This window comes from Mesorhizobium oxytropidicola (assembly GCF_056174625.1).
This window is the reverse complement of sequence record NZ_CM149692.1, coordinates 6,630,210-6,643,764: the sequence shown is the minus strand read 5'-3', so window position 1 is coordinate 6,643,764 and position 13,555 is coordinate 6,630,210. Positions and strand designations below refer to the sequence as shown.

The 13,555-nt window shown below is 63.1% G+C and carries 13 protein-coding genes; 9 read left to right on the top strand and 4 right to left on the bottom strand.

Going from position 1 to position 13,555, the window contains the following annotated elements:
* Positions 1 to 18 precede the first annotated feature (18 nt).
* Entirely contained in the window at positions 19 to 822 is an 804-nt protein-coding gene (locus AC0V8S_RS33070) for a FadR/GntR family transcriptional regulator (protein ID WP_475435749.1), read from the bottom strand.
* A 210-nt stretch (positions 823 to 1,032) separates the two neighbouring features.
* Here AC0V8S_RS33070 and AC0V8S_RS33065 point away from each other — a divergent pair, with 210 nt between their 5' ends.
* From AC0V8S_RS33065 to AC0V8S_RS33035, 7 genes are all read left to right on the top strand, one after another.
* Positions 1,033 to 2,355, top strand: a complete 1,323-nt coding sequence (locus AC0V8S_RS33065; protein ID WP_475435748.1) for a DUF3422 family protein — start codon at positions 1,033 to 1,035, stop codon at positions 2,353 to 2,355.
* A 125-nt stretch (positions 2,356 to 2,480) separates the two neighbouring features.
* Positions 2,481 to 3,977, top strand: a complete 1,497-nt coding sequence (locus AC0V8S_RS33060; protein ID WP_475435746.1) for an FAD-linked oxidase C-terminal domain-containing protein — start codon at positions 2,481 to 2,483, stop codon at positions 3,975 to 3,977.
* 2 nt (positions 3,978 to 3,979) lie between these two features.
* Complete coding sequence (locus tag AC0V8S_RS33055; protein ID WP_475435744.1) at positions 3,980 to 4,495, top strand: endonuclease domain-containing protein; 516 nt, start codon at positions 3,980 to 3,982, stop codon at positions 4,493 to 4,495.
* 88 nt (positions 4,496 to 4,583) lie between these two features.
* The gene (locus AC0V8S_RS33050) at positions 4,584 to 4,919 is read left to right on the top strand and encodes a hypothetical protein (protein ID WP_475435743.1); all 336 of its coding nucleotides are present in this window, start codon (positions 4,584 to 4,586) and stop codon (positions 4,917 to 4,919) included.
* 245 nt (positions 4,920 to 5,164) lie between these two features.
* Positions 5,165 to 6,370, top strand: coding sequence for an FAD-binding protein (locus AC0V8S_RS33045; RefSeq protein WP_183456645.1), 1,206 nt, complete (start codon positions 5,165 to 5,167; stop codon positions 6,368 to 6,370).
* An 11-nt stretch (positions 6,371 to 6,381) separates the two neighbouring features.
* Entirely contained in the window at positions 6,382 to 7,707 is a 1,326-nt protein-coding gene (gene glcF / locus AC0V8S_RS33040; RefSeq protein ID WP_475435741.1) for a glycolate oxidase subunit GlcF, read from the top strand.
* Between the two features lie 3 nt (positions 7,708 to 7,710).
* Complete coding sequence (locus tag AC0V8S_RS33035) at positions 7,711 to 8,520, top strand: hypothetical protein (protein ID WP_475435739.1); 810 nt, start codon at positions 7,711 to 7,713, stop codon at positions 8,518 to 8,520.
* Positions 8,521 to 8,560: 40 nt separating this feature from the next.
* On the opposite strand, the gene AC0V8S_RS33030 is transcribed toward AC0V8S_RS33035, so the two are convergent.
* Complete coding sequence (locus tag AC0V8S_RS33030; RefSeq protein WP_183456654.1) at positions 8,561 to 9,481, bottom strand: bifunctional 5,10-methylenetetrahydrofolate dehydrogenase/5,10-methenyltetrahydrofolate cyclohydrolase; 921 nt, start codon at positions 9,479 to 9,481, stop codon at positions 8,561 to 8,563.
* 264 nt (positions 9,482 to 9,745) lie between these two features.
* The gene (locus AC0V8S_RS33025) at positions 9,746 to 10,477 is read right to left on the bottom strand and encodes a L,D-transpeptidase (protein WP_475435737.1); all 732 of its coding nucleotides are present in this window, start codon (positions 10,475 to 10,477) and stop codon (positions 9,746 to 9,748) included.
* 214 nt (positions 10,478 to 10,691) lie between these two features.
* Here AC0V8S_RS33025 and AC0V8S_RS33020 point away from each other — a divergent pair, with 214 nt between their 5' ends.
* Positions 10,692 to 11,330 (top strand): DNA-3-methyladenine glycosylase I, encoded by a 639-nt coding sequence (locus AC0V8S_RS33020; RefSeq protein ID WP_475435735.1) that lies wholly within the window; start codon positions 10,692 to 10,694, stop codon positions 11,328 to 11,330.
* A 3-nt stretch (positions 11,331 to 11,333) separates the two neighbouring features.
* Here AC0V8S_RS33020 and AC0V8S_RS33015 read toward each other — a convergent pair whose 3' ends face one another.
* Positions 11,334 to 11,585 (bottom strand): hypothetical protein, encoded by a 252-nt coding sequence (locus AC0V8S_RS33015; protein WP_183456660.1) that lies wholly within the window; start codon positions 11,583 to 11,585, stop codon positions 11,334 to 11,336.
* Positions 11,586 to 11,938: 353 nt separating this feature from the next.
* Here AC0V8S_RS33015 and hisS point away from each other — a divergent pair, with 353 nt between their 5' ends.
* Complete coding sequence (gene hisS / locus AC0V8S_RS33010; protein WP_475435733.1) at positions 11,939 to 13,552, top strand: histidine--tRNA ligase; 1,614 nt, start codon at positions 11,939 to 11,941, stop codon at positions 13,550 to 13,552.
* Positions 13,553 to 13,555 lie beyond the last annotated feature (3 nt).

The following is a 13,555-nucleotide window of genomic DNA, read 5'->3' as shown; positions in this document are numbered from 1 at the left end:
CCTGCTTGATCGAATTAATTAGGAGCGTTTGCGTGCTGGTTCGGTGTCGCCGGCTTCCGAACGCTGCCGCAGCCTGAGCCGCGATACGCGTTGCCAGTCGCCGCTGCGCTCGGCTTCCGCCATCGACCGCTCGACATAAATCATATGGTCCATCGCTGCTTGGCGGGCGCCGGCCGGATCGCCGGCTTTCACCGCGGCATGGATTGCCTTGTGCTGCGCCAGCAGCGCCTCGCGCGCGCCGGGCACGGTGAACACCAGGAGCCGGTTTTGGAACACGCCTTCCGACAAAAGCCGATAGCAGGAGCGCAGCGTGTGCAAGAGCAGGATGTTGTGCGCGCATTCGCAGATCGCTTGATGGAACTCGACGTCGATCTCGGCCTCGTCGTCGAAATCGCCGGTACGATGCGCCTCGTCCATGCGCGCCATGATGCGATCGAGCAGCGCAAGGTCCTCCGGCGTGGCGCGCCGCGCCGCATATTCGGCGGCTATGCCTTCGATCTCGCGGCGGTATTCCAGATAGTCGGTCACCGCCTTGCGATGCATCGAGATCAGGTCCGCCACCGGCTTGGTGAACAGCTGGCCGATAATGTCGGCGACATGCGTGCCGCCGCCGGCCTTGGTGGTCAGCAGCCCGCGTCCTTCCAGCGCCTTCAGCGCATCGCGCAGGATCGGCCGCGACACGTCGAACTGGCGCGCCAGTTCGCGCTCGCCCGGCAACCGGTCGCCGGTGCGCAGCACGCCTTCGAGGATGAGGCTCTCGATCTGCTGCACCACCTCGTCGGCGGTGCGCGAATGCTCGATCCTGGAAAAAATATCGCTCAACAGCTGTGCCTGGGGATGGAACCGGTGTCCCGCAGGATAAAGCCTGCGTCGCCAACTGGTCAAATTATTTATCCAATTGGTCGAAGCGTGTCGGTTTCGCCGCCCGAGGCTATATCGTCTTCGGCTAAACTTTGCTGTTTGCGTCATCGGGCGATTGGCCCTAGAGGGACGCGAACGCAAGAGGGTTCACAGAAACCCGGGGGACAAGCCGTGTCAGACGACCCGTCCAATCTCGAGTTCCAGCCGCGCGCCAAGGGCAGCGTCATGGGGTTCCCCGCGCATGAGGGCCGGCCCGGCGCGCTGGGCGAGGTCCATGCAAGGCCGCATCCGCTGATCGAAAAGCCGCGTGTCCTGGTACAGCTCGCCTTCATGACGGAAGGCGGCTCCGGCGTCGACCATGCCGTGCTTTCCGAACTGTCGCGGCGCCTCGGCATCGCCGCGCCCGACCGCCAGGCGCGGCACCACGCCATGAAGTGGGGCAAGGGCTCGCTGCGCTGGGAGCGGCACACGGAATTCTCGACCTATCTGTGGGAAGGCCCGCTTTCCGAAAGCAGCAGGGCGCAGGAGGATACGCCCTTCGGGAACGGCTTTTCGCCGCCGGGCACCGTCATCTCGGGTATCCGGCTCGAAATCCGCAAATGGACGCAGACGAGCGAGCGGCTGATCGCGGCTTTCGACCCGACCAGCCTATGCTACTCGCTGGTCGAACGCGGCAACGCGGCCATCGTCACCGATTTCCGCCAGGATGGCGACGGCATGACCCGCATCCTGGTGCTCGATCGCGGCCTGACGCCGGCGCGCACCGGGGCGCTGTCGCAGCGGCTGATCGACATCGAAACCTACCGGACGCTGGCCATGCTCGGCCTGCCGCTCGCGCTGACCTTGTCGGGCCGCGCCCGCCGCATAGAGGACAGGCTGGCGCAGACCACATTGGAAATGAAGGTCGCCGAGACCCGCGATAGCCAGACGCTGCTGGCAGACCTGACCGAACTGGCGGCCGAACTGGAGGCCGACGCTGCCTCCAGCCTCTACCGCTTCGGCGCCAGCCGCGCCTATGACGGCATCGTCGTCGAGCGGCTGGAAGCGCTTGAGGAAGAGGCCGTGCCGGGCTACGACACCTGGGGCGGGTTTTTGCAGCGCCGCGTTGCGCCTGCCATGCGCACCTGCCGCTCGGTCGAAGAGCGCCAGGCCAATCTGTCGCGCAAACTGACCCGCGCCACGACGCTGCTGCGCACCTGGGTCGATGTCGAGGTCGAGAAGCAGAACCGCGACCTGCTCGCCTCGATGAACAACCGCGCTCGCCTGCAACTGCGTCTGCAGCAGACCGTCGAAGGTCTGTCGGTCGCCGCCGTCTCCTACTATGTCGTCGGCCTGATCGGCTATGTCGCCAAGGGCGCCTCGATCTTCGGCCACGCCTTCGCGCCGGAAGTCGTCACCGCCGCTTCGGTGCCGGTCGCCATCCTGCTGGTCTGGTGGGGCGTACGCCGTGTGCGCCGGATGCACTCCGAGCCGGCGAAGCACCCGGGCGAATAGCGGCAGATTGCCGCTGCGGAAGCTTGTCCCGGCTCGACGTGGGAGCCTCCCGCGACCACAGCATTTGCAACCGGCTCGCTTCACTGGTAAAGAGATCTGACCAGTCAAGCGAAATGAGGCTGCTGATGTCCGGCCTGGCCATGCCGAAACCAGACGACGCCACGCTGCGCCGGCGCGACGAGATTGTCGCCGACATGCGCATCATCGTGCCGGGCGAAGGCGTGGTCGACGCGACCAATCAGATGCGCGCCTTCGAGAGCGATGGCCTGACCGCCTATCGGCAATTGCCGTTGGTCGTGGTGCTGCCCGAAACGGTGGCTCAGGTGTCCCGCGTGCTGAAATACTGCAACGACCGCAACATCCGCGTCGTGCCGCGCGGCTCCGGCACCTCGCTGTCTGGCGGCGCACTGCCGCTCGAAGATGCGGTGCTGCTGGTAATCAGCCGTTTCAATCGCATCCTTGCGATCGACTATCCCAACCGCATCGTCGTCGCCCAGCCGGGCGTCACCAATCTCGGCATCACCATCGCCGTCGAGCAGGAGGGCTTCTACTACGCCCCCGATCCATCCTCCCAGATCGCCTGCTCGATCGGCGGCAACGTCGCGGAGAATTCCGGCGGCGTTCACTGCCTGAAATACGGCCTCACCGCCAACAATGTGCTCGGCATCGAGATGGTGCTGATGAATGGCGAGGTGGTGCGGCTCGGCGGCAGCCATCTCGATGCCGAAGGCTACGACCTGCTTGGCGTCATGACCGGCTCCGAAGGCCTGCTCGGCGTCGTCACCGAAGTCACGGTCCGCATCCTGAAGAAGCCGGAGACGGCGCGCGCGCTGCTGATCGGTTTCCCGACCAGCGAGCAGGGCGGCCAGTGCGTCGCCGACATCATCGGCGCCGGCATCATCCCGGGCGGCATGGAAATGATGGACCGGCCGGCGATCCACGCGGCCGAGGATTTCGTCCATGCCGGCTATCCCCTGGATGTCGAGGCATTGCTGATCGTCGAGCTCGACGGGCCGGGCGTCGAGGTCGACCACCTCATCACCGCTGTCGAGGCGATCGCCATAAGCAACGGCTCGACCACCTGCCGCATCTCGCAATCCGAACAGGAGCGGCTGACCTTCTGGGCCGGGCGCAAGGCGGCATTTCCCGCCGTCGGCCGCATCTCGCCCGACTATTACTGCATGGACGGCACCATCCCGCGCAAGGAACTGCCGCGCGTGCTCGCCGGCATGCGCGAACTGTCGGAGAAGTACGGTCTCGGCGTCGCCAATGTCTTTCATGCCGGCGACGGCAATCTGCATCCGCTTATCCTCTACGATGCCAATGTGCCCGGTGAACTCGACAAGGCCGAAAGCTCTGGCGCCGACATATTGCGGCTCTGCGTCAAGGTCGGCGGCGTGCTGACAGGCGAGCACGGAGTGGGGGTCGAGAAGCGCGACCTGATGCCGGAAATGTTCAACCAGGCCGATCTCGACCAGCAAATGCGTGTCAAATGCGCCTTCGACCCCAACCACCTGCTCAACCCGGGAAAGGTGTTCCCGCAACTGCGCCGCTGCGCCGAGCTTGGACGCATGCATGTGCACCGGGGGCAGGTGGCGTTCCCGGACATTCCGAGGTTTTGAGGATGGTCTATCAGAACGGGGGTTCCTCGCCCCCGCAAAGCGGGGGAGAGGTGGCTCGGGCGAAGCCCGAGACGGAGAGGGGGCCTGCGGCCGATGTGCCAAGCCGCCGCTCGCCACAACAGATCGCCCGCGCTCGCGTGCTTCGCCAGGGGGACAATCAGGCTGAGGCAACCCTCTGGAGTGAGCTGAAGGCAAAACGACTCGGCGGCTACAAGTTTGTTCGTCAGATGCCAATTGGGTCGTATTTCGCAGACTTTGCTTGTCGGAGCGAAAAGCTGGTCGTCGAGCTGGATGGAAGTCAGCACGCCGAGAGCTCCTACGACAGGCGACGCGATGAGTTCATGCGCGGCGAGGGGTTTTCGGTGCTGCGCTTCTGGAACGTCGATATTCTCAAGAGCCCCCGGAGTGTCTGCGAAACCATTCTTGCGGCACTTGAGGGACGATTGGCAGAAGATGTGGTTGCCACGGATCTGAGATTCGTTTTCGCAGGCAAGAAGTTCGGAGGTGGCGCTCTATGATGGCCCCCTCTCCGTCTCGGGCTTCGCCCGAGCCACCTCTCCCCCACTTTGTGGGGGCGAGGAACCCAAGTTCTGCAGAGGTCTGAGCGTGCTGTTCAAACAATCCTCGCTGGACAAAATCGCGCGCAAGGAAGTGACGCTCGCCTTTCGCCGCTGGAAACGGCCGACGGTAAAAGCCGGCGGGCGAATCCGCACGGCCTCGGGCGTGGTGCTGATCGGCGATATCGCGACCGTGGACATGTCCGCACTGACCGAAAAGGACGCGAGCGCGGCCGGCTTTCCGACGCTTGCAGCCCTTCAGGGGATGCTCGGTCCCGATGACGGCACCCGGTCTATCGCGTTGAACTCAAAGGCATTGAACCCGACGAACGCGTGGCCTTGCGTGGTGAGGCTTCGCTGTCCGATGCGGAGTGGCACATCCTGACCGCACGCTTTGCCCGCTGGGACAAAACGGCACCCGGTTACTTCCCGTCGATCCTGCAGGCGATCGGCGCCCATCCGGAAGTGCGGGCAGCTGATCTGGCAGCGATGGCCGGCGTTGAAACGCTGAAGTTCAAGCAGGATGTCCGCAAGCTTGGGGAATTCGGCCTCACCGAGAAGTCTCGACGTCGGCTACCGGCTGTCGCCAAGGGGCGAAGCCGTGCTCGAAAAACTCAGGGAGCACAGGCTTTGACGACTTTCACCCCGACCACGTCAGACGAAGTGCTGTCCTCCGTGACCTGGGCGGTGGTGGAGGAGTCGCCGATCGAAATCCTTGGTCACGGCTCCAAGCGCGGCATCGGCCGTCCGCTGCAGACGGAGCACACGCTTGATTTGTCGAAACTCACCGGCGTCACGCTTTACGAACCCTCCGAACTGGTGCTGTCGGCGAAGGCCGGCACGCCTTTGGCCGAGATCGAAAAGCTGCTGGCGGAAAGCGGCCAGCAACTGGCCTTCGAGCCGATGGATTACGGCCCGTTGCTCGGCGGCGAGCCGGGCAGAGGCACGATCGGCGGCGTGCTCGCTGCGAACCTCTCCGGTCCACGCCGGCTGAAGGCTGGTGCGGCGCGCGATCATATCCTCGGCATCAATGTCGTGTCCGGGCGTGGCGAGGCCTTCAAGTCAGGCGGCCGCGTGGTCAAGAACGTCACCGGCTATGACATGTCGAAGCTGATGGCCAACAGTTGGGGCACGCTGGCCGTGTTCACCGACGTCACCTTCAAGGTGCTGCCGGCTGCCGAGACTGAAGTCACGCTCGCCATCCGTGGTCTGCTCGACGATGCCGCGGCAAACGTCATGGCCCTGGCGCTCGGCTCCAGCGCGGAAGTGTCGAGTGCCGCCCATCTGCCCGAGCGCATTGCCGGGCGTGTCGCCGGCGGCGCGCTCGGCAGTGAGGCTGCAACGCTGCTGCGCGTCGAAGGTTTTGGCCCGTCCGTCGCCTACCGCATCGCCACGCTGAAGACGCTGCTCGGCAAGGCCGGGCCGCTGGAGGAGATTGCCGGCGAGGCTTCGCAGCTGATCTGGCGCGATGTGCGCGATATCAGGCCTTTCGCCGACGGCACCGAGAAACCGGTCTGGCGCGTGTCGATGGCACCCTTTCACGCGCATCAGATGGTTCTGACCTTGCGCATGCAAGCGGCCGTCAGTGCCTTCTATGACTGGCAGGGCGGGCTGGTGTGGCTGCGCATGGAAGAGGGCGACCCGGAAGCCGCCCTGCTGCGCGGGCTGTTGCGCAAACATGGCGGCGGCCATGCGACGCTGGTGCGCGCCGCCCCCGCCCATCGCGCCGCTTTGCCTGTCTTCGAGCCGCAGCCGCCGGCGTTGGCCGCGCTCAGCCAGCGGCTGAAGCAGGAATTCGACCCGAGGAACCTGCTCAATCCCGGCCGCATGGCCTAGGAAATCAGCAAATGCAGACCAATTTTTCACTTGCCCAGCTTGCCGATCCGCATGTCGCGGAATCGGAAAAGATCCTGCGCAAATGCGTGCATTGCGGCTTTTGCACCGCCACCTGTCCGACCTACGTGACGCTCGGCAACGAACTCGATTCGCCGCGCGGGCGCATTTATCTCATCAAGGACATGCTGGAGAACGGCCGTCCGGCCGACAAGGAGATCGTCACCCATATCGACCGCTGCCTGTCTTGCCTGGCCTGCATGACCACCTGCCCGTCGGGCGTCAACTACATGCATCTGGTTGATCACGCCCGAGCCCATATCCAGGAAACCTACAAGCGGCCGCTGTTCGACAGGCTGACTCGCGCCATGCTGGCCTTCGTGCTGCCCTATCCCCAGCGTTTTCGCGCCGCGCTGAAACTGGCGAAATTGGGCAAGCCGTTCATCGGCCTGTTCGAAAAGGTGCCAGCATTGAAGCCTCTCGGTGCGATGCTCAAGCTCGCTCCGGCGTCGATCCCCAGGGCTTCACCGATGGCCTCGCCGGGCGTCCATGCCGGGCAGGGGGTGAAAAAAGGCCGCGTCGCCATCCTCACCGGCTGCGCGCAATCGGTGCTTGATCCCGCCATCAACGACACGACGATTTCGCTGCTGACGCGCCTCGGCGTCGAGGTCGTGGTGCCGCCAGGCGAGGGCTGCTGCGGCGCGCTGGTTCATCATATGGGGCGGGAGCAGGCAGCCCTTGCCTCGGCGAGACAAAATGTCGATGCCTGGACGCACGCCATCGACCAAAGCGGGCTCGATGCCATCATCATCACCGCATCCGGCTGCGGCACGACGATCAAGGATTACGGCTTCATGCTGCGGCTTGATCCGGCCTATGCCGACAAGGCCGCACGCGTGTCGGCGCTGGCGAAGGACATCACCGAATATCTGGCAGCTTTTGACATGCCCGAGCCGGTGCGCAAGCCGGGCACTGTCGTCGCCTATCACTCGGCCTGTTCGATGCAGCACGGCCAGAAGATCATCCGCCAGCCGAAGGAGTTGCTGGCCAAAGCCGGCTTCATCGTGCGCGAGCCGCGCGAGGGCCATCTGTGCTGCGGCTCGGCCGGCACCTACAACATCCTGCAATCCGAAATTTCGGCAAAACTGCGTGATCGCAAGGTCAGAAATATCGAGGCGACCGGCGCTTCGATCGTTGCCACGGGGAATATCGGCTGCATCACGCAGATCGCTTCCGCCGCCAGCATGCCGGTGGTGCACACGATCAAGCTGCTTGACTGGGCCTATGGCGGGCCGAAGCCGGACGGCGTTTCCGAGTCCGGCTTGATAGCTGCGGAGTAGAGAATGAGCCTCAAAAGCTTGGGCACGGGTGGAATGAGGTTTCGTACAGCGCATAAGGTAGTCGCGGTTGCCTTGCTGCTTTTTTCTTCGTTGGTACCGAGCGCTCTCGCCGCTGAAACCGCGGAAGACGTCTACAACCTTCCCTGCACGGAGCCTGACCTTAGTTCGGAACCAGGGCATGTAAGCAAGGAGGCCGTGCGCAAGGGTCTGATTGACCCTACGCACCCTGTGGCCATTAACCTTGGGCCGCTGAAGTTCAAGATGCCATGGGCCTATATCTATCCCCGTCCATTCTCCACTCATCTCAATTGCAATCCGAACCGCAAGTCGGTCGGGATCATATTCTGGATACCGGACCTGAAGGCGCCCGAGCGCGACCTTTGGGGAGTACCGGAGTTCCATCCGAGCGAAACGGACAGGCCGAATCCGGGGCCGAACGACTCAATTATCAGGGTTACCGGAGTGCAGTATTACGGTTCTGGCTATCCATTGAAGGAAAGTAGCGCAGATCAGATAATTGACAGACTTCTCAGGCTGTATGGCGACGATGACCTGGTTCTGATCGATCAAGATCGCCTGATAAAGATGCAGAACAAATACACTACTGACACTAACGATCAATATTATTTCAAAAATGAGACGGATAGCTTAATGCTATCGTGTATGCCCGTATATTGCCAGGCATATCTCGATCTAAAAGACATGAATTTGACAGCTCAGTTTGCAATACGCCGGGAGGTTTTTAGAAATTGGCGACAGGCATCCCAAGGTATCAGGGCTTTGCTCGTTCGCTGGAAGACAGCGCAGCAGTAAGCTTATTTTGGCCGAAGGGGAGGGATCTAGACGTCGTCGCTCATTCCGCCGCGAGCCTGTCCGCCGTGCCGTAGGTCGCCTCGTAGAGCGCGCGCTGGCGGCTGAGTGCCACCATCGTGTTGCGCAGCAGGATCGCCACCGTGATCGGGCCGACGCCGCCCGGCACCGGGGTGATCCAGGAGGCGACCTCACGCACGCTTTCGGTGTCGACGTCGCCGACGATGCGGCTCGCCCCGTCCAGTCCGATCTCGGAATTGATGCCGATGTCGATGACGGCAGCACCTGGCTTGACCATGTCGGCCTTGATCAACCGCGGCTTGCCGACGGCGACGAACAGCGCATCGGCGCGGCGTGCGTGCGCTGCGACCGAGCGCGTCATGTGATGGCAGACCGTCACCGTTGCGCCTTCGCTCATCAGCAGAAAGGCGATTGGCTTGCCGACGATTTCCGAATGGCCGACGATGACCACTTCCAGCCCCTTGAGGTCGAGGCCGGTTTCCTTGAGCAGCTCGACCGAGGCCGCCGCCGTGCAGGGCGCCAGATCAAGCTGGTTGTAGACGATGTTGCCGATCGAGGCCGGATGCATGCCTTCGACATCCTTGAGCGGATGCACCGCCGCCTGCAGCGTCCTGACCGAAATATGGGCCGGCACCGGCCGCTGGATGATGATGCCGGTGACGCGCGGATCGGCGTTCAGCCCGTGGATGGCTGCTTCCAGTTCACCCGACGTGATGGTGGCGGGAAAGCGCCGCTCCTCGAAATCGATGCCGGCGAGCTGAGCCTTGGCACGCTGGTTGCGTACATAGACGTCGACCGCATCGGTATCGCCGACGGTGATCGAGATCAGCTTCGGCGGAAAACCTTCGGCTTTGGCAATCGCCGCATCCTCGCGCACGGCGGCGATGATGCGCTGGGCAACCGGGCCGCCCTTGAGGTAGCGGCTGTCGTCGGACAGGGACATGGGTGGGACTCTTTTCTTGCGTTGGCGCCGACATAGCAAAAGACCATCGAAAATGGCAGCATGAAAGCGAACCGTCATGCCTTCTGCGCGACGCAACGACGCGGGGACGTGTCGCAGGCACCGGACGCCGGTCAAAAAGAAAGGGCAGCGCGGTTTCCCGTGCTGCCCTTCCTGACCGACCGTATCCCCATACGGCCCGTCCCCCGTTATTCCTTCCGACTTCAGGAAACCGAGTGTTCCCGATCGGGTGATTCGCAAAAACGACTATATCACCTCGACCGTGGTTCCGACATTGACCCGTTCATAGAGGTCGACCACGTCCTCGTTGCGCATGCGGATGCAGCCCGACGACACGGCGCCGCCGATCGTCCATGGCTGGTTGGTGCCGTGGATGCGGTATTCGGTCGTGCCGAGATAGAGCGCGCGTGCGCCGAGCGGGTTCTCGATGCCGCCGGCCAGATAGGTCGGCAGATAGCGGCCCTTGGCGGCCTCGCGCTTGATCATCTCCGCCGGCGGGCGCCAGTCCGGCCACTCGCGCTTGTTGGTGATCTTGTGCGTGCCCGACCATTCGAAGCCGGGCTTGCCGGTGCCGACGCCATAGCGCCGTGCCTTGCCGTTCTTCTCGACCAGGAAGAGGAAATTCTGCGTCGTATCGATGACGATCGTCCCCGGCTTCTGCGGGCCGTCATAGGCGACTTCCTGCGGCAGGTAGATCGGGTTGATCTGCGGGCGCATCACCATGCGTTTGGCCGGTGCCTGCACGGCGGCCGTTTGCACGCGATCGGGTTGCGCCGGTTGCGCGTAGCGCAGGCGCGGCTGCTGGCGGTTCTGCCGCACGATGCCGGGTGCATTGCCAAGCTGGAGCACCCAGGGGGCGGAAAGGTCGGGGCTCACCATCACCGGCGGCCTGTCGGCATAACGGTCGCCAGCAACTGCGGGCGTGACGCCGGCAAACACGGCCGCGGCGCCGAGCACGGAAAACAAAACTCTCTTCATCGGGAACGCACCTTGATCGTCTGATACAACCGGGTGGAAACGCTCCCCGGTTCAGCGATCTTTGGCGCGCAAGCAGCAACCGAAACATGAATCGGAATGCGTAAAATGCGGTTCTGTCAGTAAACCTTTTGGTGTGGTTACCGCCGGGTTCAGGAATCTGGTAAAGCCACAGTAAATGCAGCGCAAAGGCGCGTTAACGGATGGATCTTTCGCAATGAGCAATGAAAACAGCGGCCTGCTTGCCGGTCCCGACGGTGTCGCGCGCTGCTTCTGGCACGGCAACCTGCCCGACTATCTGCACTATCATGATCATGAATGGGGCCGGCCGGTGGCCGACGACCGCAGGCTGTTCGAAAAGATCTGCCTCGAAGGTTTCCAGTCCGGCCTGTCGTGGCTGACCATCCTGCGCAAGCGCGAGAATTTCCGCGAGGCCTTCGCCGGCTTCGACTTCGACAAGGTCGCCGCCTTTACCGAAAAGGATGTCGAGCGCCTGCTCGGCAATGCCGGCATCATCCGCCATCGCGGCAAGATCGTCTCGACCATCAACAACGCCAAGCGCGCCCGCGAAATGGTCGACGAGTTCGGCTCGCTCGCCGCCTGGTTCTGGAAGTTCGAACCCGGCAAGGAGGAGCGGCCCAAAATTGTTGACCTCGCCCATCTGCGTGCCAACCCGACGACAGCGGTCTCGGTGCGGATCTCGAAGGAACTGAAGAAGCGCGGCTGGAGTTTTGTCGGTCCGACCACGGTCTACGCCTTCATGCAGGCCATGGGCCTGGTCAACGACCATCTCGAAGGCTGCGTCTGCCGCAAGCAGGTCGAGAAGGAACGCAAGGCTTTCAAGCGGCCGGCGTAGCGTTCAGGTGCCGTTGACGCTGGCCAAGAACAGTCCGGCAACGATCGCCACCACTGTCGCCACCGTCGGATAGATCACCAGCAGGCCGGTCACCAACGCGTCGCGCAGGGAAGGCCCCTTGCCGGTGTCAGCCGGCACGTCGAACGGTCCGGCAGCCTGCCCAACCATTTTCGGCGTATGGGTGCCGGCCGGGCGCAGGCGCGCCGGCAATTCGCCGGCATCGCGATTGGCCTGGAATTTCACTGCGCTGGTCATGTCCCGAACCCCTTCATGTCCTGCGCTGTATCGGCTGAGATTGTGTCGGCACGATGCCGTGCTGATGGCGGGATTGTTTCATTTTCGGCGCGTTTTCGTTTCAATCGCCTTTCCTTCTCCCCTTGTGGGAGAAGGTGGATCGGCGCGCAGCGCCGAGACGGATGAGGGGTGCGTGACGGATCGCCGTCCTTGCCAAGCTGGAACACCCCTCATCCGACCTCGCTTCGCGAGGCCACCTTCTCCCGCAAGGGGAGAAGGGAGAGGCGCTAACCCTTGCCGCTCTCGGTAGCTTCGGCTAGGACACGCGCACTCGGAAATAAGTCACCCTTTACTTAGCAAAAAAGACCCATCTCATGGCCGACAAATCGGAAAAGACGAAAGCGCGGCTGCCGCGCGGTTTTGCCGACCGCAGCGCCGAGGACATCCGCGCCGTCGAGAAGATGATGGCGACGATCCGCTCGGTCTATGAGCTTTATGGTTTCGAACCCGCCGACCAGCCGCTGATCGAATACACGGATGCGCTGGGAAAATTCCTGCCTGACCAGGACCGGCCGAATGAAGGCGTGTTCTCCTTCCAGGACGATGACGACCAGTGGCTGTCGCTGCGCTATGATTTGACCGCGCCGACGGCGCGTTTCGTCGCCGAGAATTATGAGCGTCTGCCAAAGCCCTACCGCAGCTACCGCTCCGGCTGGGTGTTCCGCAACGAGAAGCCCGGCCCCGGCCGCTTCCGCCAATTCATGCAGTTCGACGCGGACACGATCGGCACGCCGGGCGTCGCCGCCGACGCCGAAATGGCGATGATGATGGCCGACGTGATGGAAGCGCTCGGCATCAAGCGCGGCGACTACGTCATCCGCGTCAACAACCGCAAGGTGCTCGACGGGGTGCTGGAGGCGATCGGCCTTGGCGGTGACGAGAATGCCGGACGCCGGCTGACCGTGCTGCGCGCGATCGACAAGCTGGACAAGGTTGGCCCCGAAGGTGTGCGGCAGCTTCTCGGTGAGGGCCGCAAGGACGAGAGCGGTGACTTTACGAAGGGAGCAGGGCTTGGCTTGGCTGCCGTTGAAACTGTCTTGGCTTTTGCCTCCGCTAAGCCAGTTGTCTATCAATTAGAGCCTGGCGACGAAGGGTACGAAGAGGCACTTGTCGCCGGCCAGATTGTTAAAGCCGAGGCAGACGATCCACTGGGTGGCTCTTTCGAATTTCAAATAGAAAATTCGAAAACCATTGCGAATATGCGCGCAAACCTACCTGCAAACGACAAGCTCTCTGAAGGGATAAAAGAGCTTGAGCTAATTGCGGCGCTTTGTACCACTGCTGGTTATGGCAGTGGTCGGGTGATGATCGATCCCTCCGTTGTCCGTGGCCTGGAATATTACACGGGTCCCGTGTTCGAAGCCGAGCTTCTCGCTCAGATTCCCAATGAGGACGGCCAGATCGTGCGCTTCGGCTCGGTCGGCGGCGGCGGGCGCTATGACGGCCTGGTCTCGCGCTTCCGTGGCGAGCCGGTGCCGGCGACCGGCTTTTCGATCGGTGTATCGCGGCTAATGACGGCGCTGAAGAACCTCGGCAAGCTCGACAGCGCCGATGTGATCGCGCCGGTCGTCGTGCTGGTCATGGACAAAGACACCGAAAGCCTCGGCCGCTACCAGAAGATGGTGAGCGAATTGCGCGCCGCCGGCATCCGTTCCGAAATGTATCTCGGCGGCGCCGGCATGAAGGCGCAGCTAAAGTATGCCGACCGGCGTGGTTGCCCGGTCGCCATCATCCAGGGCGGCGACGAGCGCGCCAAGGGCGAGCTGCAGATCAAGGATCTGATCGAAGGCGCGCGCATGTCCGCCGAAATCACCGACAACGCCGAATGGCGCGCCGCGCGCCCGGCGCAGGTGACGGTGGCGGAAAGTGAATTGGTCGCCGAGGTGAAGAAGATCCTGGCGGCGCAGGCCGCCGACCGCGCGAAATAAGAG

What these genes read in the sequence shown, in the direction of transcription:
- AC0V8S_RS33060 (WP_475435746.1), top strand. Translation starts at nt 2,481, where the DNA reads ATGTCCGGCCTGGCCATGCCGAAACCAGACGACGCCACGCTGCGCCGG.
- AC0V8S_RS33055 (WP_475435744.1), top strand. Translation starts at nt 3,980, where the DNA reads ATGGTCTATCAGAACGGGGGTTCCTCGCCCCCGCAAAGCGGGGGAGAG.
- glcF (WP_475435741.1), top strand. Translation starts at nt 6,382, where the DNA reads ATGCAGACCAATTTTTCACTTGCCCAGCTTGCCGATCCGCATGTCGCG.
- AC0V8S_RS33035 (WP_475435739.1), top strand. Translation starts at nt 7,711, where the DNA reads ATGAGCCTCAAAAGCTTGGGCACGGGTGGAATGAGGTTTCGTACAGCG.
- AC0V8S_RS33030 (WP_183456654.1), bottom strand. Translation starts at nt 9,481, where the DNA reads ATGTCCCTGTCCGACGACAGCCGCTACCTCAAGGGCGGCCCGGTTGCC.
- AC0V8S_RS33025 (WP_475435737.1), bottom strand. Translation starts at nt 10,477, where the DNA reads ATGAAGAGAGTTTTGTTTTCCGTGCTCGGCGCCGCGGCCGTGTTTGCC.
- AC0V8S_RS33020 (WP_475435735.1), top strand. Translation starts at nt 10,692, where the DNA reads ATGAGCAATGAAAACAGCGGCCTGCTTGCCGGTCCCGACGGTGTCGCG.
- AC0V8S_RS33015 (WP_183456660.1), bottom strand. Translation starts at nt 11,585, where the DNA reads ATGACCAGCGCAGTGAAATTCCAGGCCAATCGCGATGCCGGCGAATTG.
- hisS (WP_475435733.1), top strand. Translation starts at nt 11,939, where the DNA reads ATGGCCGACAAATCGGAAAAGACGAAAGCGCGGCTGCCGCGCGGTTTT.